Below are 17,743 nucleotides of genomic sequence, written 5' to 3'. Positions count from 1 at the left end.
CGTTCCCTGGGCCGACCGCTCTTGTCCGAATCTCCAACTATGTCACACATGACATGTGGTCGGACCAGAACGAGCGCCGCTCCCTCCGGCCTGCCTCAGTACGTCACGACGATGCGGCGGGCCACGCCGTCCACCCGCACCTGACCGCCATAAGGAATGACCACCTGGGGGTCCGTGTGGCCGAGATCGACATCGAAGACGGCCATGGTCCCGGGGGCGTACTCGTCCAACGCCCGCAAAACCGCCTGCCGTTGCAGCAGGCGGTACTCCTCCCCGTCCTCGGCTCCCAGCGGACGGTCGAAGGACCAGTTCTTCGCCCGACCCATCAGCAGTGCGGGGAACTGCTTCAGGAGTCCCCGCTCCCCCATGTTCCGCAGGATCCGGTACACCTCTTCGGCACGGGGCAGCTCCTCCGACGTCTCGAGGAACAGCACCCGGCCCGCGTACTCGGCGGCAGGCCGCATCTCCCGGTCCGCCATCAGCAGCCAGGCCAGGATCTCCAGGTTGCCGCCCCAGCTCGTCCCCTCGACCACCCGGTCGGCGTTGTGCCAGGTCCAGCCGTCGGCGGGCAGCATGTCGGGTTCGTGGTCGAAGGTCCGCGGGTCCTCCCAGCGCCTGTTGACGCTGCCGCTCTCCTTCGCCGGGGTGAGCTCGTAGGCCTCGTGGGTGAACAGTGCGGCCCGCAACGAGTCGGCTGTCATGGGGTGCATCGCGCCCGGGCGTCCCAGCTCGACCATCACCGATCCGCCGTGGTAGCCGACGATGCCCAGGTTGTCGAGGAACACCAGCAGATTGACGCAGTCGCTGTAGCCGAAGAACGGCTTGGGGTTGGCCCGCAGCAGTTCCCGGTCCAGATGCGGCAGCACGGTGATCATGTCGTCCCCGCCGATGCTGGCGATGACGGCCTTGATCCCGGGGTCGGCGAAGGCCGCGTGGATGTCGGCGGCCCGTTCCTGGGGCGAGGAGCCCATCTTCCGGGTGCACGGGTACTCCACCGGTTCCAGCCCGTACTCCTCTCGGAGTCTGCGCAGCCCCAGCTCGTGCGGGACCGGGAGGATGCCGGGAAGGCCGGACGAGGGGGACAGTACGGCGACGCGGTCACCGGGGCGGGGCTTGGCGGGATAGCTGGGGAGCGTCATGTCCGGAGCCTAGGAGGTACCACGACCGGCCGTCCGCCGAATAGCCGCCGCTGGATCATGGGGTGTTGACCGGCGTGCCCTGGTGGAAGTACAGCCGCCAGCGCGACTCCGTCCGCCGCCAGATCGAATGACGCCGCACCCTGCCGCCGTCGCTCTCCGTCACGAACGTCAGGTGGACGAGGCCGGGGGCCAGCAGCGTGCCGGACATGTCGGTGGCGGCGATCGGAACGGGAGCACGCCGGCCGTCGGCGGAGGTGACGACGAGGATCGACACCCCGTCATAGCGCCGCCCGGACGCGCCGAGCTCGAGGAACTCCGGGTCGAGGAGTTCGGTCACCGCGTCGGGCAGTGCCCGCACGTCCGGATCGAGCAGCCGCAGCTCCCCCTCGACGGCGGCCCGTACGGACCGCTCCTCCTCATCGTTTCCACTCATGCGGAAACCCTAGGGCCTTCCTCCCCCTCTTCCTCCCCTGGCCCGCACGGTCGTTTGCCGTGCCGTCAAGCCAGGACCAGCAGGTCCATCCAGCTGACGGCCGGCCGGTCCGGTTCCTGCGCCGCGGCCCGCCGCAGCCGCCGCATCCCGCTCTCGAACTCCTTGTCCGTGAGACCGCGGAGTTTCGCATCGGTGTCCCGCCGGATCCGGTCGGCGAAGTCGGTCAGGCTCGGTGCGCTCTCCTGCGGCACCGCGTGCAGCGCGACCCGGGTGAAGCCCGCCGCGCCGAACGCCGCGCAGGTCTGCTCGACGGTCGGATAGCCGTCGACGATGCGCGCGGTCCCGGGGAAGAACCGCACCCGCAGGTCCCGCGTGCACCGGCCGGGGAACGAGTTGCGGATCAGTACCGGTGCCCCCGGCTTCAGCGCCCTGCGTATCTCCCGTGCCGCGGCGGGCAGATCGTCGATGTGGTGGACGACCGAGCCGAGCCAGGCGGCGTCCGCGCATCCGTCCGGCACCGGCAGTTCCTCGGCGCGACCGTCCAGCGCCTCGATGTCCGCGGTCCGCGGGATCAGCGCACGCATGGCACCGGCCGGCTCCACCGCCAGCACCCGCACCCCGAACCAGTCGGCGAAAGCGGCCGAGAAGGCCCCCGTACCGGCCCCGACATCCAGAACGACCGCCCCCGGCGCCAGTGGCACCTCGGCCGCGACGGCCGCACGCCATGCGGTGAGTCCGTCGCGCGGTATCTCCCGGGCGATCCGGTAATCTTCGGCAAACCGACGGTCGGGAGCAGTCGCTTCCATGTGCCCTCAATCCTGCCGTGGTCGACGGGCCGGGCGAACCGCTTCCGCGGGCCACCGCGCCCTGTCGCGGATGCTAGCGAGCTTCGCCATCAATCGTCTAGACCAGAACGTCTGGACCGGAACCAGGCATGAGGCGTGGGCGAGAGGGGAGGCGAGCCTCAGCCGTCCGTCCGTTCGATCCGGTCCATCCGGTGCATCTGCTTCATCGGATTCTCACGCAACCCGGCTACGGTGGCTGCCGTGACGCAGACGACCCCGCCCGGCTGGCATCCAGACCCCGGGTACACAGGATTTGGCCCCATCCAGGAACGCTGGTGGGACGGCAGCCAGTGGACCGATCACCTCCGCGTGCCGCCGACGGCCGTCCGCAGCCGCCGGATACGCATCGGTGCCGGCATAACCGCCGGTGTGGTGGTACTCGCCGCCATCGGCGGTGGCCTGTACGTGCTGAGCGACCAGCCCGGCAAGAAGACGGACAACACGGCCACCGCCCCGTCCGCTTCACCCACCCCACCGCCCAGCCGGCAGCCCGGCTCACCGCGCGGCAGCGGTGGCAGCGACGGCGGCGGGAACGAGAGCCCCGAACAGCAGCAGCCGCAGACCGAGGACGGCTACGCCACGGACATGGCGAGCGGAATCAGCATCCCGGTCCCCGACGGCTGGACGGGCGAGTCGGGCATGGGTGCGGGGGTGACCACCGGTACGTACGCCTGTCCCGGGGACACCACGCAGAAGTGCGTCCGCGGCGGAGTGTTCTCCGTCCCGGCCGTGGCGCTGAAGCTGAGCACCAAGACCGCGAAGGCCACGGCCGAGAAGGACATCGCGGCCAACGCGAAGGCATCGTACGGCGAGAAGATCTACGGCGGCATCACCTCACACACGGAGTTGAAGTCCGAAGCGGTCACGGTGGCCGGCCAGCAGGGCTACCGGGTGCGCTGGAAGGTGGTGACGAAGAACGGTGACGACGGGTACGTCGAGTCGCTGGCCTTCCCCTCCCCCCAGGCCAAGAGCATGTTGATCGTGGTCCGTTCGGGCTTCGACATCAACACCAAGGCACCGGCCCTGTCCGTCCTGGACGACATCACGAAGGGCATCAAGGCCGCCTCGGGCGCGGGTTCCGGCCCCGGCACCACGGCATAGTCACTGTCGCGGGGGGGGTGGGGGGTGCCGGTCGGCCCGGGTGAGTACCCGGGCCGACCGGACTGAGTACGCCGCCCGATCCGGCACCGGTCCGTCGCTGCTGGAATGGGGCCATGGCTCCTGACACACCGCGCCCCCGCATGCAGCACGTCACCAGTGCCGGCACCACACTGGCCGTCACGCTGGCTCCGCTGGTGATCGGGGTCCTGCTGGCCCGGACGATGGCCCTGGACCCCCATACGCCCGTGAACGCGCTGATCACCCGGGGCGGCCGTGGCGCGGGTGTCTCACCCGCCGAGTGGCGCGGCTGCGGCCGGAGCGCGCTCCGGCGGTGCCGAAGGACATGGCAGCCCCGCACCGGGACCTCGGGGCGCGCTGCCGATGCCTCGGCGCCGGCCGGGGGCCGCTCCCACGGCCGTACTCAGCCGATCCGGTAGACGAACGAGGGCCACGGCTCTACCGTCGCCCGCTGCCAGGCCTGCCGGGCTCCCTCCGGTTCCCGGGCGCGCGCACGGGCGAACGCGGTGACGCAGGCCGCGTGCACGTCACTGCGTCCGGTACGCCCGGTGAGCCGGTGGATACGGTTCAGAGCCGCCGCGGCCTCGGCCGGGCGACCCGCGTCGAGGTGGGCGTCGACCGCCGGCGCCCAGAGCGGCGGCGAGCCCCGACAGCGCGGCGTCCAGATCTGCCGCGTACCGCTCGCGGCCTCCCGTCTCCATCAGCGTCCGCAGAAGTCGCGGATCGCCCAGCGACTGCGGCTCCTCGGCCGGGCCCTGCACCGTACCGGGAGCGAAGCGGAGGCGGAGGCCTGCTTCACGGAGGCCGAGATCCCGGTGCTCCTGACCGTCGGGTTCCGCCGAACGCCGCGTGATCTCCAGCGCCTCGCGGGCGGCGGCCACCGATCCGTCGCCTGTGTCCATACGAAGCAGATGGGTACTGAGCGCGGCCAGTGTCCCGGCCAACTCCGGCTCGTGGGCGGCGGGATCACGTTCGGCAGCACGTCGGTACAGCGCCACGCTGCGCTCGGCGGCCGCCACGGACTCACTCAACTCCATCGGCCTCCCCGCGAAAACCGGTTCCCTTCCCCGTACCCGCCTCCCTAGACTCGCCACGAACCCGCGCGCCGCCATCACGACATGGCGCGCACCGTGACCAGCGAGGGGAGACCTGCCGTGCGCTACCGCACCGCTGTCGTCGTTCCCCTGTCGCGGTACGAGGTGATTTTGGTGTCTACCTCCGCCCGGCGCCGGCTGCGCGGCCGGCCCCGGACACCCGTGACGAACACCTGAGCCTCTTGCACTCACTGACGAACCGTCATAGCTGCGGCGCCCCGTGCGGCGTGCCGCGGCCAAGGGTTCCGCCGGCCTGAGAGCAGGCCTCCTCGTCCGGGGATCGCGCCGTCTACTTCCGGATCACTCCGAAGGGCACGGACCGTGCGTACCGAACTGCACCGTCACCTCACCAGCGAACTGAGCGGCGTTCGCAACCTGGGCATCCTCGCCCATGTCGATGCCGGCAAGACCACCGTCACCGAGCGGATCCTCTACGCCACCGGCACCACCCACAAGCGCGGCGAGGTCCATGACGGGACGACCATCACCGACTTCGACCCGCAGGAACGCGACCGGGGCATCACCATCTTCGCCGCTGCGGTGAGTTGCACGTGGGCGGACCACCGGATCAATCTGATCGACACTCCGGGGCATGTCGACTTCGCCGACGAGGTCGAGCGTTCGCTGCGGGTGCTCGACGGTGCGATCGCGGTGTTCGACGCGGTCGCGGGCGTGGAGCCGCAGAGCGAGTCGGTGTGGCGCCAGGCCGATCGGCACGCCGTGCCGCGCATCGCGTTCGTCAACAAGCTCGACCGCGTCGGCGCCGACCTCGACACCGCGGTCGCCTCGATCCGCGAGCGGCTGCACACGGTGCCGTTGGTCGTCCAGCTTCCGATCGGGGACGAGGAGCGGTTCACCGGTGTGGTGGATCTGTTGCGCATGCGGGCACTGGTGTGGGCCGACGGCAGTGACACGTACGAGGAGGGAGAGGTACCCGATGGGCTGCGGGAGGAAGCGCAGCGGCGCCGCCGGCTGCTGGAGGAGGCGGTGGCGGAACTCCACCCGGTCGCCCTGGAGGAATTCTGTGCACGCTCCACGCTCTCCGCACGGACGTTGGCCGAGGCGTTGCGCGATCTGACCCGTGCCGGTGAGGGCGTCGTCGTGCTGTGCGGTTCGGCCTACCGCAACCGCGGTATCGAGCCGCTGCTGGAGGCCGTCGTGGCCTATCTGCCCTCCCCGCTGGACGTGCCGCCGGTACGCGGCACGCTCGGCGGCGCGGTGCAGGAGCGGGCCGCCGATCCGGCGGCTCCGTTCGCCGCGCTGGCGTTCAAGGTGAACGCGACCGCGACGGGCCGGCTGACCTGTCTGCGGGTCTATTCGGGCACGCTCAGGAAGGGGGAGACGGTGCTGGACGCCGGCACCCGGCGCAGCGAGCGCGTCGGCCGGATCCTGCGGGTCCAGGCGGACCGGCATGTCGATGTGGACGAGGCGGTGGCCGGGGACATCGTCGCGGTGATCGGCCTCAAGGCCGCCCGGGCCGGTGCCACCCTGTGCGCGCCGGGCGCCCCGTTGGTCCTCGAACCGCCCGCCGTGGCCGATCCGGTCGTGTCGGTCGCGGTCGAGGCCTGCCGGAGCACCGACACGGAGCGGCTGATATCGGCACTGACGCGGCTGGCCGAGGAGGACCCGTCGCTGGCGGTGCGGACGGACCCCGAGACCGGTCAGACGGTGCTCTCGGGCATGGGTGAACTCCACCTGGAGGTGGCGGTGGAGAAGATCCGCCGCGCCCATGGCCTGGAGCTCCGGGTCGGGCGGCCGCAGGTCGCCTTCCGGGAGACGGTCGTGCGTGGTGTGTCGGGTCTGGTGTACCGGCACGTCAAGCAGGACGGAGGGGCCGGTCAGTTCGCCCATGTCGTTCTCGACGTCGAGCCGTTGGAGTCCGTCGACGGTCATGACGGTGCGGGCGGGGCGGAGTTCGTGTTCCGCTCGGCCGTCGTCGGCGGCCGGGTTCCGCAGGAGTACGTCCGAGCGGTGGCGGCCGGCTGCCGTGACGCTCTGGTGGAGGGTCCCGTCGGCGGGCATCCGGTGACCGGGGTGCGGGTGACGCTGACCGACGGCGCCACCCATCCCAAGGACTCCTCTGAGTTGGCGTTCCGCACCGCCGGGCGGTTGGCGCTCCGGGAGGCGCTGCGTGGTTGCGCGATGGTGGTGCTGGAGCCGGTGGCCGAGGTCACGGTCACTGTGCCCGACGACGCCGTCGGCGGGGTGCTCGGCGACCTGGCCGCACGGCGTGGGCAGGTGTCCGGCTCCACGGCGCGGCCCGGTACGGCGGTGATCACGGCGACAGTGCCGCTGGCCGAGATGTTCGGTTACGCGACCCGGTTGCGCAGCCGGACCCAGGGCCGGGGGACGTTCACCACCCGGGCCACCGGCTATGCCCCGGCGCCGGGAACGGTGTCGGGCCCGGGACCGGCCCGGTAGCCCGCGGGACCGGCCCTGTGTGCGGGCAGCTCTCGGGCTGCCCGCACACGGGGAGGGTCGGTGGGGTCAGGCCCCGGGGACGGGGAAGGTCGGGTACTCCACCCCGGAGACGTGCTGGACGACCCGGACGACCTGGCAGGAGTAGCCGAACTCGTTGTCGTACCAGAGGTAGAGGATCGCGTTGTCGCCGTCGACCTGGGTGGGGCCGGCGTCGACGATGGAGGCGTGGCGTGAGCCGATGAAGTCGCTGGAGACCGCGTCCGGGGCGGTGGTGAAGTCGATCTGGCGCTTGAGCGGCGACGTCAGCGACACCTCGCGGAGGTGGTCGAGGACCTCGGTGCGGGTGGTCTCGCGCCCGAGCTTCAGGCTGAGGATCGCGATCGAGACGTCGGGCACGGGGACCCGGATCGAGCTGCCGGTGATCGTCGCGTCGAGGTCGGGCAGCGCCTTGGCGACGGCGGACGCCGCACCGGTCTCCGTGATGACCATGTTGAGCGGCGCCGAGCGGCCGCGGCGGTCGGAGCTGTGGTAGTTGTCCAGCAGGTTCTGGTCGTTGGTGAACGAGTGGATCGTCTCCACGTGACCGCGCAGGACGCCGTACTCGTCGGCCATCGCCTTCAGCGGCGGGACGATCGCGTTGGTGGTGCAGGATGCGCAGGAGATGATCTGCTCGTCCGGCTTGATCATGTCGTGGTTGACGCCATGGACGACGTTGGGGACGTCGCCCTTGCCGGGCGCGGTGAGGACGACCTTGGCGACGCCCGGGCGCAGGTGCTGCGACAGTCCCTCGCGGTCGCGCCACCTGCCGGTGTTGTCGATGAGGACGGCGTCCTTGATCCCGTACGCCGTGTAGTCCACCGTCGTCGGGTCGTCGGAGTAGATCACCTTGATCTCGTTGCCATTGGCGATGATCTTGTTGTTCGCCTCGTCGACGGTGATCGTGCCCTGGAACTGACCGTGGATGGAGTCGCGGCGCAGCAGTGAGGCACGCTTCACGATGTCCTGGCCGGCGCCCCTTCGGACGACGATGGCACGCAGCCGCAGTCCGTTGCCGGAGCCCGCCTTCTCGATGAGCAGCCGGGCGAGGAGGCGGCCGATGCGGCCGAATCCGTAGAGGACGACGTCGCGCGGCTCACGACGCTCGATCTTGTCGGCCCCCGTGGCGCCGGCGACGGCCCCGGCGGTGAACTCCGCCTCGGAGAGTCCGCGGTCGTCGGTCCGGTACGTCGCGGCGAGCATGCCGATGTCGATCTGGGAGGGGCCGAGATCGAGGGTGGTGAGCGCCTTCAGGAACGGCAGCGTCTCGGTCACCGAGAGCTCCTCACCGGCGATCTGCCGGGCGAACCGGTGGGTCTTGAGGATGCTGACCACCGACTTGTTCACCAGGGAGCGGCTGTGCAGCAGGACGGTGACGTCCCGCTCCCGGTGCAGCTTCCCGATGATCGGGATCATCGACTCCGCGATCTCCTCGCGGTTCTTCCAGTTGGTGAACGAGTCGTCATTGACAGTCACAGGTTCATCTTTCGAGCTAGGCGGCGCTCATATGGTAACCCGCCGCTGTTTTGATCTTCCAAACGGTGTCGTGATCGCCGACGCCGGCACCGATGAGTCCGACGCGCATGCGCGAACGCCCCCGATTCACGTCGTCGGCGAACGGAAGAAATCAGGGTTTTGTTCTGACATATATACGTACAGAGCTTGAGTCGAACCTGCGGCATACTTGACCCGTGGCACAACGTCTTGAGGAGCCCGCTATGGAGTCGATCACCAGGCTGATCACCATCGACCGAAGCAGCCCGGTGCCGCTGTACTTCCAGGTCGCACAGCAGCTTCAACAGCTCATCGAGTCCGGCACGCTGGCACCGGGAACGCGGCTGGAGAACGAGATCGCCCTGGCGGACCAGTTCGGGCTCTCCCGCCCCACGATGCGCCAGGCCATGCAGCACCTGGTGGACAAGGGGCTGCTCGCACGCAAGCGGGGGGTGGGGACCCAGGTCGTCAACAACCGGGTGCGCAGGCAGATCGAGCTGACCAGCCTGTTCGAGGATCTCAAGCGCGACGGCCGACGGCCGCGTACCGAAGTGCTGTCCATGCGGACCGTGCCCGCCTCCGCCAGGGTGGCGGCCGCCCTCAAGCTCGAGCCCGGCGCCGACACCGTGGCCCTGCGCAGGCTGCGTTACGCGGACGACGAGCCCATAGCGGTCATGGAGAACCACCTGCCGACGGATCTGCTGGGCCTGACCGAGGAGGAGCTCACCGGGCACGGCCTCTACGAACTGTTCAGGCGGGCCGGCATCTCGCTGCGGACCGCCGACCAGACCATCGGGGCGCGCCGGGCCACCGCGGCGGAGTCCCGACTGCTGGGCGAGTCCCGCGGCGGCACGCTGCTCACCATGGAGCGCACGGTGCTCGGCGACGCGGGGCGCCCGCTGGAGTTCGGCTCGCACCTGTACCGGGCGTCGCGGTACTCGTTCGAGATGACGCTGACCGCGCGCTGAACCGCGCAGTCGGGCGCCTGCCGGGCATCGGGGGCCGCCCTCGCACGGCCACCCGCTTCAGCGGCTGGAGCGGCGGGTGTTGAGCCGGGCTGCCTGGCGGGTCAGGTGATCGCGCTCGGCGAGGTTGGGTGCCTTCCGGGCCGCCTCCGCGTACAGCCGTGCCGCTGTCGTCAGTTCGCCGTCACGCTCGTGGAGGTACGCGGCCACCGCGTCATGGCGGGGCAGCGATTCGTCGAGCACCGCGAGCGCGGCCAGGCCGGCACCCGGTCCGTCGGCCTGGCCGACGGCCACCGCGCGGTTGAGCCGGACAACCGGGCTGTCGGTCAGGCGCACGAGCTCGTCGTACCACTCGACGATCTGCGCCCAGTCGGTCTCCTCCGCGGTGGGTGCGTCGGCGTGGAGTGCCGCGATGGCGGCCTGGGCCTGGAACTCGCCCAGCCGGTCGCGGGCGAGGGCGGTCTGCAGGATTTCGACGCCCTCGGCGATCAACACGGTGTCCCACCGGCCGCGGTCCTGCTCGGCGAGCGGCACCAGGCTGCCGTCGGGCGCGGTCCGGGCGGTACGCCGGGCGTGGTGGAGCAGCATGAGGGCGAGCAGCCCCGCCACCTCGGGATGGTCGATCGCGGCCGCGAGCTGCCGGGTGAGCCGGATGGACTCGGCGGCGAGGTCGACATCGCCGGAGTAGCCCTCGTTGAAGACCAGGTAGAGGACGCGCAGCACGGTGGCGACATCGCCGGGCCGGTCGAACCTTCCCCTGGCTCTCGGCTTCGTGCGATCAGGGGATACCCCACTCCCGGAGACGGTGCGCTTGGCCCGGCTGATGCGCTGCGCCATGGTCGCCTCGGGCACCAGGTAGGCGTCGGCGATCTGGCGGGTGGTCAGCCCGCCGACGGCGCGCAGCGTGAGCGCGACCGCGGACGACGGTGTCAGTGACGGGTGGGCGCACAGGAAGTAGAGCTGGAGCGTGTCGTCCACCGCGGACACGGGTCCGGGCGCCGTCTCCTCGCCGACGAGGTCCTCACGCCGTCGGCGGGCGGTGTCCGCCCGGGTCGCGTCGAGGAACCGGCGCCAGGCCACGGTGACCAGCCAGCCCTTCGGGTCCCGGACGGGGTGCGCCCCGCTCGAAGAGCTCGGGGAAGGGTCGGCCGGCCAGACGCGGACCGCCTCGGCCAGCGCGTCCTGCACGGCGTCCTCGGCCGCCGCGAAGTCGGCTCCGCGGCGGACGAGGATCCCGAGCACGCTCGGCGTGAGGCTCCGGAGCAGGAGCTCGTTCATCTGAGAGGTCACTCCGTGATGGTGGGCGGCGCGGTCAGGAACGGGCGCAGCTCCAGCCACTCGTGGATCGGCTTCCCGCCCGCCCCGGGGGCGGCCGACAGTTCCCCCGCCAGCTCGACGGCGCGCTCGTAGCTGTCGACGTCGATCACCATCCAGCCGGCGATGAGGTCCTTGGTCTCCGCGAACGGGCCGTCGGTGACCGGCGGGCGGCCCTCGCCGCCGTACTGGACGAACGTTCCGCCGGGTGCGAGCGCCTGGCTGTCGACGAACTCACCGGTCCTCTCCAGCCGGGCCGCGAAGTCGTTCATGTACTGCATGTGGGCCGCGATCTCCTCCGGCGTCCACCGGTCCATCGGCACATCGTTGACCGGGGTCGGGGCGCCGCGGTAGTGCTTGAGAAGCAGATACTTGGCCATGGTGTTCTCCTCGGCGCTGGTGCGAACCGTTGTGGTCGCGTTCACTGCGGGGACGGAGCCAGTCACGGGTTCTCGACATCGTCGGCCGAACTGTTCCGGCTCTCCTGGAGGAGGTCGGCAGCGACCAGGCAACTGAATCATGAGAAGGCCTCGCGCGCGGGTTCATGAGGAGCAGGCCGGGCTGCTCGGCCGGCCTTGATCAACAGCGCTCGTGGCAGCGTGCGGCGCCGTGCGTGTTGAACGTGCCGTGCGTGCCGTTCAGGTGCGCTGCCCCCGCCCGGTCCCCATGGGGCATGTCCGTCACACGCGCGTCCAAGGGCTGCCGCCGGGCAGGAAGCCCGCTCGCCGGGGACCATCACGGCGTGAGACCTCGCTCGCGGACGGTGTCCCGCCCCTGCCAGGAATGGCTGCTGCACCGCTGTTCCTCATCGACCGGCTGCTGGGACGCCCGTTCCCCCGGATGGGTGATCACCGTGGAGCCTTCGGTGCGGGGGGCGCTCCTGCCGTCGTGTCGCCGTCCCGGAGGATCGGCCGGCTTCCCCCGATCCAACCAATGGAGCAGCATTCCCGTGCATGGGCCGGCCCAGGTCAGACTTCCTCGCCGTAGGCGAGTTCGCTCGCGAGGAACGCCGCGCCCACGACTCCTGCCCGGGGCCCGAGTTCGGACATGACGATCGGCAGATTGCCGGTGGCCAGCGGCAGTGAGCGTTTGTACACGACGCTGCGGATCTCGGCGAGCAGCGGGTAGCCGAGCCCGGTCAGACCACCGCCGATCACGATCATCGACGGGTTCATGAAGTTGACCAGGGTGGCGAGGACCTGCCCGACCCGGTGGCCGCCGGCCCGGACGAGGCCGACGCTCGCGCTGTCACCGCCGGACGCGCACTCCGCGACGTCCAGGGCGGTCAACACCCCTCGCTCGGCGAGTCGTTCGGCGAGGGCCGGTGACTGGCCGGACCGTGCGGCCTCTGTGGCGTCCCTGGCCAGGGCGGCTCCGCCGAAGTACGCTTCCAGACAGCCGGTGTTCCCGCAGGAGCAGAGGGGCCCGTCCGTCTCGGCCTCCACCTGAATGTGCCCGATGTCCCCGGCACAGCCCTCCGCGCCCCGGTAAATACGGCCGTGGTGCTGCATGCCGGAACCGATGCCGCTGCCGATCTTCACGAAGAGCAGATGGTCGACGGTCCTCGCGACCCCGCTGTGCCGCTCCCCGAGGGACATCACGTTGACGTCGTTGTCCACGACGACGGGACAGTCGTGCGCGCGGGCGAGGGTGTCACGTACGGGAAAGCGGTTCCACCCCACCATGATCGGCGGCGATACGGGTATGCCGTCCCGGAAGCTGACAGGACCCGGCAGCCCTATGCCGATGGCGTCCAGCCGCGTGTAGTGCCCCTGGTCGGCCATCGCGCGCAGTAATGCGCTGATGCGGCCGAGTACGGCGACCGGCCCGGAGCGGATGTCGGCGGGCTCGGAGCAGGAGGCGACCGGTGTGAGCGTGCCGTCGGTGATCTCGATGTCGACGGAGCTGGCGCCCAGGTCGACGGCCGCGAACCGCAGACCGGGGTCGAGCTGGACGAGGGTGGAGCGCCGCCCACCGCGCGACGCGGCGGGGCCCGCCTCGCTGACCCGCCCGGCAGCGACCATGCGGTCGAGTTCGCTCAGCAGCCGCGGGCGCGGAACCTCCAGCCGGTCCGCGAGTTGAGCGCGGGACAGTGGGCCGTTCTCACGCAGCAGGCTCAGCACGCGGTACTGGATGTTCACGGACTCACTTCCTCTGGGCGCCTTCGGACAGCTTTCGGGAGGTGTCGTGGGGGCGGGACGCGGGTGGCTTTCAGGAACTTTTTCACAGAACGCCGGACGTTGCTGCCTTGGTGGTGGAACACGGCTTGCCAAGGAGGCACGGCCCGGAGCCGGGCCCCGCGACGGGGCCGGGTACGGGCGCAGGACTGCCCCGCCGGTGAGAGCGGGGCAGTCCTGTCGGTGCCCGGTGTCAGCCGGTGGCGCCTGTCCTCAGCGCCCGGGCGTCCCGTGCCAGGGCCGCGGCCGCCGCACTGTCGGACACCAGGGCGGTGTCGGCCGTGTAGTCGGCGAACGACTCCAGCACGGCCGCGGCCTGGCTGGTGCGGCCCGCGTCGGCGTGCGCCTCCGCCTGGCCGAGCCGCACGGTCAGCCGCTGCTGTCCCTGCGCCGTGATCAGGCCGTCGGCCCGCAGATGCGTGATCAGCGCGCGGATGTCCGCGTAGGAGGTACGGGTGGTGAAGGCCACCGTCTTCGTGGTGGTGTTGCCGGCCCTGTCCCGGGCCTTGACCGTGAGGTCATGGTTCCCCAGGGGCAGCCGCCACAGCTCCTGTGCCTGGCCGGAGGTGACGGCCTTGCCGTCCAGGGTGGCCGTCGCGGTGGCCCCGCCGGAGATGTCGTCCGCCGCCGAGAAGACCGGGATCGGACGCGTGGAGTCCCCGTGGACGCCCGCGTCGAGACCGGTGGCCGTCACCGTGGGACCGGTGCGGTCGATCCGTACGGTGAGCGAACCTGCCTCGGAGACGTTGCCGCCGTTGTCGGTCGCCCGGTAACGGACGGTGGTAGCACCCTCCTTGGACAGGGTGACAACGGCGTTGGCCGACTGCCAGGTCTTCCCGTCGTCGACCGAGTACTGACGGCTGGCGACCGTCCCGTTGTCGGTGGCGGAGACCGTGAGCGACACGTTGCTGGTGTACCAGCCTTCGTCACCGTTGGGCCGGGGCGGGTTGAGCGTGGCGGTGACCTTGGGTGCGGTCTTGTCCGCGACACCCGCGCCCTGGAAGGTCAACGAGTCCAGCTCGACACCGCCGGAGCTGGTGACGAAGAGCTCGCCGGATCCCGAAGGAGCCTTCGAGAGATCGGTCGTGACGGTCTGCCAGCCATCCGCACCGGCGACCGGTACCGTGGCGAACGGCTCGGCGTCGGCCGATCCCCAGCGCAGCGCCAGCGTGCCGGAGCCACTGGCGCGGGTCTTGACCCCGTTGATCCCTGCGAACGACACCGGGTCGTACGCGATCCAGTCCCCCGCGTCGAACGAGGTCAGCTTGCGCTGTCCGGACGCCGTGGGGTCGTCCGTGATCGTGACGCCCTGCGCGGAGTCGTAGTGTTCGCCCTGCATCAGTGCCGGGTTGAGCACCACCTGGGCGTCGCTGGTCGCCGGCGGCACGCCGCCCGAGCCCTTGTCGGTGTAGGTGATCCCGAGGACGCCGAAGACGTTCTCGGTGTCGCCGTGCCCCGCGTCGGTCGGCGTCGCGATGCCGCCCGTGCAGCCGGTGCCGCTGTTGACCGGGTGTCCGTGCTGGTTGTGCCCGAGACCGAAGGTCCAGGCCGCCTTGGCACAGTCCGGCGTGTTGCCGTCCTCAGGGTCCTCGACGGATATGGCGTAGGGTACGGCGTCGCCCCAGCTGAAGAAGCCGCCGTCGGGCGGTGAGGTGATCCGGATCGTCGGCGCGGTGTTGCCCACGGTGATCTGACGGCTGGACAGCCCGGACTTGCCCTGCGGGTCGGAGACCTTGAGCCGGGCCTGGAACTGCCCGTTCTCCGGGTACGTACGGGTAACCGTGGGGCCGGTGGCGTCGAAGGTGCCGTCGCCGTCGAGGTCCCACTGGTAGGTGAGTTCGCCGTTCTCCGGGTCGCTGGAGCCGGTGGCGCTGAACGCGACCGTGAGCGGTGCCTGGCCGGACGTCCTGTCTGCCTTGATCACCGCGGTGGGCGCCTTGTTGCCCTCGGCGTAGTCGATCCGGTAGAGACCGGCGTCGGGGTTCTGACGGAAGAAGCCGTCGCCGTAGTCGAGGACGTAGAGCGAGCCGTCCGGGCCGAACTCGATGTCCATCGGGTTGTCCCACGGCGGGATGCCGTTCTGCGACCGCTCGCTGTTGGGCAGGAAGTTCTCCAGCTTGCTGACGGGGCCGTCCGGTCCCTCGAGCGTGAGCGCGGCCACGTAGTCCTGGGAGAACTCCGCGAGGAACGCCTTGCCGTCCCAGTACTTCGGGAACTTGCCCGGCGAGGTGTTGTCCGCGTCGTAGTGGTAGACCGGCCCCCCCATCGGGGCCTGGCCGCCCGGGCCGCCGGGACCGCGGAAGGCGGTCAGCTCGGGCCACGGCTGGTCGGTGTCCCGGTCGCCGTACCAGAGGGTGGCCGGTGCGGCCGCGGGCAGCTCGGTCAGGCCGGTGTTCCAGCGCGAGTCGTTGACCGGTGCCGCGCAGTCGAAGGCGGGGCCGGGCGTCAGGGTGGCGAAGTCGAAGTCCCGGTAGGGATGGGTGTTGTCACCGACGCAGAACGGCCAGCCGCTGTTCAAGGCCTTGCTCGTGGTGTTCCACTCGACGTATCCCATTGGCCCGCGGTTCGGGTCGGCGTTTCCGGCGTCGGGGCCGTAGTCGCCCCACATCACGGCGTCGGTCTCACGGTCCACGGCCAGCCGGAACGGGTTGCGCAGGCCCATCACGAAGATCTCGGGACGGGTCTTGGCCGTGCCCGGCTCGAAGAGGTTGCCCTCCGGGATGGTGTAACTGCCGTCCTCCTGGACGTCGATCCGCAGGATCTTGCCCCGCAGGTCGTTGGTGTTGCCCGAGCCGCGGCGCTCGTCGAGACCCGGGTTGTAGCCGGCCGCGTCGTTGATCGGCGTATAGCCGTTGACGTTCGGGCCCGACGCCGGGGTGTTTCCGCCGGTGGAGAGGTAGAGGTTGCCGTGGCTGTCGAAGTCGACGTCACCCGCGACATGGCAGCACTGGCCGCGGTTGGTGCCGATCCGGATGATCTCCTGTGCGGTGGAGAGGTCGAGCTTGTCGCCGGTCCACTTGAAGCGGGCCAGGGAGTCGTATCCCTCCCACTGCTTCCAGTACGCGTCCGTCTGACCGGCGGGCAGCTTCTCCGGTGCCGAGCCGGCCGGGGTGTTCAGCGGTGGCGAGTAGTAGAGGTAGACCCACTTGTTGGTGGCGAAGTCCGGGTCGAGCGTGACCGTCTGCAACCCCATCTCGGAGTTCTGGTACACGTCGATGTGGTTGATGACCTTCGTGACACCGGTGCCGGGGTCGGTCATCCGCAGGTCGCCGTTGCGGGCGGTGTGCAGGACGCGGCTGTCGGGCAGCACGGCGAGGTCGATCGGCTCGCCGGTGTCCTTCGACAGGGTGACCTTCTCGTAGTTCGACCAGTCCAGGGCACTCTCGTGGTCCGGGTGCGCCTGGGCGGCGGGCGCGATGGCCACACTGCCCAGCGCGGGCAGTGCTACGAGCAGGACCCCCGTGATCAGGCGTCTCAGGGTGCGGTGCACGGTGATGTGTCTCCTCGATCGCTGGCGGTAAGGAGCGGTCGCACGAGGCGCCTCCGCGCGCGGGGGCGCCTCGTGTTCTTCGGCGGGAGAGACTCCTGTCAGTCGAGGAGCCCCTTGATCGCGGTGAAGCTGCGGTCCGCCGCGCCGAGCGAACCCGGCGGATTGGGCTGGGTATTGGGCGCCGTGTCCTGTTCCCAGATCCCGATGTGCGAGGCGCGCGGCCCGATGTCGCGGATGAACTTCTCGTACGGAAGGTCTCCGGCGCCGAACTCGACGATGTCGTAGCCGTTGCCGCTCGCCGCGTTGGCGTCGCCGTCCTTCATGTGGAACAGCGGGTAGCGGTAGGGCTGGTTGCGCACGTACGCGGCCGGGTCGAATCCGGGCCAGCGGTACTGGCCCACGTACGCCCAGTAGATGTCCAGTTCCAGATAGACGTGGCGCGGGTCGGTGTTCTTGAGGAACACGTCGTACAGCCGGACCGACGGCTGGTCGGTGGCGAACGCGAACTCGCCCGAGTGGTTGTGCTGGTAGAGCTTCAGGCCGCGCGCGGTCGCTGCGGCGCCCCAGACGTTGAACTCGTCGGCGGCGGCGCGGTAGGCCGCGACGGTGTTGGTGTCCGAGGGCGCGTTGGCGGTGCCCAGGTGCGGCATGCCGAGGAGCTCGGCGGCGTCCAGTTCGCCCTGGAGGTTGTTGCGCAGATTGCCGATGCCGACGTGGCTGCCGACCGCACGCAGCCCGTTGTCGTCGAGCAGCGTGCGGATCTCCCGGAGGGTGATCTGCCGGCCCAGGATGGAGGTGGACTGGGTGTATCCGGCGAACTCGATCTCCTGGTAGCCGATCCGGGCCAGTTCGGCGAGGACGACGGCGAAGCCGAGCGAACTGACCTTGTCGCGGACGCTGTAGAGCTGGATGCCGATGCGGTCCTTGGGGATGGACAGCGAACTCGACGCGGCGGCGGAGGTCGCGGCGGCCCCGGTGACGGATGCGGCGGCGAGGGCCACGGTGGTGCCGGCGGTGGCCCGCAGGAAGTCCCTGCGGTCGAAGGACTTACGGATATGACTCATGGTCACTCCTGAGGAATGGGGAGAACAAGGTATGAACCGGGGCGCGCGGCCGGGCGGTTGCCGGGCGGTGGGCGCCGTGACGGCGGAGGGTGGCAGGCGCCCACGAGAAGGGACGCGCCGGGCGGTGCGCAGGTACGGCGGCGGGTTCCGCA

General features: G+C 70.5%; 14 protein-coding genes. 4 read left to right on the top strand and 10 right to left on the bottom strand.

Translation table 11 applies throughout. The annotated features are described in order from the left end of the window. Positions 1-95: 95 nt before the first annotated feature. The 3 genes from FHX80_RS28380 to FHX80_RS28370 all read right to left on the bottom strand — a co-directional run bounded on the left by FHX80_RS28380 (position 96) and on the right by FHX80_RS28370 (position 2,378). Positions 96-1,139 carry a S66 family peptidase gene (locus FHX80_RS28380; RefSeq protein ID WP_145766796.1) on the bottom strand — a complete coding sequence of 348 codons (1,044 nt, stop codon included), beginning with the start codon at positions 1,137-1,139 and terminating at the stop codon, positions 96-98. A gap of 55 nt (positions 1,140-1,194) precedes the next feature. Next, entirely contained in the window at positions 1,195-1,572 is a 378-nt protein-coding gene (locus tag FHX80_RS28375) for a nuclear transport factor 2 family protein (protein ID WP_145766795.1), read from the bottom strand. 65 nt (positions 1,573-1,637) lie between these two features. Next, entirely contained in the window at positions 1,638-2,378 is a 741-nt protein-coding gene (locus FHX80_RS28370; RefSeq protein WP_145766794.1) for a class I SAM-dependent methyltransferase, read from the bottom strand. Between the two features lie 240 nt (positions 2,379-2,618). On the opposite strand from FHX80_RS28370, the gene FHX80_RS28365 reads away from it, so the two are divergent. Both FHX80_RS28365 and FHX80_RS28360 read left to right on the top strand, forming a co-directional pair. Beyond that, positions 2,619-3,518: a DUF2510 domain-containing protein gene (locus tag FHX80_RS28365; RefSeq protein ID WP_145766793.1), complete on the top strand. Its 900-nt coding sequence runs from the start codon at positions 2,619-2,621 to the stop codon at positions 3,516-3,518. A gap of 113 nt (positions 3,519-3,631) precedes the next feature. Beyond that, positions 3,632-3,955, top strand: a complete 324-nt coding sequence (locus tag FHX80_RS28360; RefSeq protein ID WP_145766792.1) for a hypothetical protein — start codon at positions 3,632-3,634, stop codon at positions 3,953-3,955. Positions 3,956-4,063: 108 nt separating this feature from the next. Here the strand turns inward: FHX80_RS28360 and FHX80_RS28355 are convergent, their stop codons facing one another. Beyond that, positions 4,064-4,573 (bottom strand): hypothetical protein, encoded by a 510-nt coding sequence (locus FHX80_RS28355; RefSeq protein ID WP_145766791.1) that lies wholly within the window; start codon positions 4,571-4,573, stop codon positions 4,064-4,066. A gap of 378 nt (positions 4,574-4,951) precedes the next feature. Here FHX80_RS28355 and fusA point away from each other — a divergent pair, with 378 nt between their 5' ends. Next, positions 4,952-7,051, top strand: coding sequence for an elongation factor G (fusA, locus tag FHX80_RS28350; RefSeq protein ID WP_145766790.1), 2,100 nt, complete (start codon positions 4,952-4,954; stop codon positions 7,049-7,051). Between the two features lie 66 nt (positions 7,052-7,117). Here fusA and FHX80_RS28345 read toward each other — a convergent pair whose 3' ends face one another. After that, positions 7,118-8,563 (bottom strand): glyceraldehyde-3-phosphate dehydrogenase, encoded by a 1,446-nt coding sequence (locus FHX80_RS28345; protein ID WP_145766789.1) that lies wholly within the window; start codon positions 8,561-8,563, stop codon positions 7,118-7,120. 242 nt (positions 8,564-8,805) lie between these two features. On the opposite strand from FHX80_RS28345, the gene FHX80_RS28340 reads away from it, so the two are divergent. Further along, positions 8,806-9,549, top strand: a complete 744-nt coding sequence (locus FHX80_RS28340) for a GntR family transcriptional regulator (RefSeq protein ID WP_145767548.1) — start codon at positions 8,806-8,808, stop codon at positions 9,547-9,549. Between the two features lie 57 nt (positions 9,550-9,606). On the opposite strand, the gene FHX80_RS28335 is transcribed toward FHX80_RS28340, so the two are convergent. From FHX80_RS28335 to FHX80_RS28315, 5 genes are all read right to left on the bottom strand, one after another. Beyond that, positions 9,607-10,824: an RNA polymerase sigma factor gene (locus tag FHX80_RS28335; RefSeq protein ID WP_145767547.1), complete on the bottom strand. Its 1,218-nt coding sequence runs from the start codon at positions 10,822-10,824 to the stop codon at positions 9,607-9,609. Positions 10,825-10,832: 8 nt separating this feature from the next. Next, positions 10,833-11,240, bottom strand: coding sequence for a YciI family protein (locus tag FHX80_RS28330; protein ID WP_145767546.1), 408 nt, complete (start codon positions 11,238-11,240; stop codon positions 10,833-10,835). Positions 11,241-11,828: 588 nt separating this feature from the next. Next, positions 11,829-13,001, bottom strand: coding sequence for an ROK family transcriptional regulator (locus tag FHX80_RS28325; RefSeq protein ID WP_145766788.1), 1,173 nt, complete (start codon positions 12,999-13,001; stop codon positions 11,829-11,831). Between the two features lie 229 nt (positions 13,002-13,230). Next, a complete protein-coding gene (locus tag FHX80_RS28320; protein WP_244318484.1) occupies positions 13,231-16,527 on the bottom strand; it encodes a PQQ-dependent sugar dehydrogenase in 3,297 nt (1,098 codons plus the stop codon). Between the two features lie 98 nt (positions 16,528-16,625). Beyond that, entirely contained in the window at positions 16,626-17,591 is a 966-nt protein-coding gene (locus FHX80_RS28315) for a sugar phosphate isomerase/epimerase family protein (protein ID WP_145766787.1), read from the bottom strand. Positions 17,592-17,743 lie beyond the last annotated feature (152 nt).

The organism is Streptomyces brevispora (assembly GCF_007829885.1).
GTDB classification, from domain to species: Bacteria; Actinomycetota; Actinomycetes; order Streptomycetales; family Streptomycetaceae; genus Streptomyces; species Streptomyces brevispora.
Note: the sequence above shows the minus strand (reverse complement) of the source record. Positions and strands in the feature narration are given on the sequence as shown.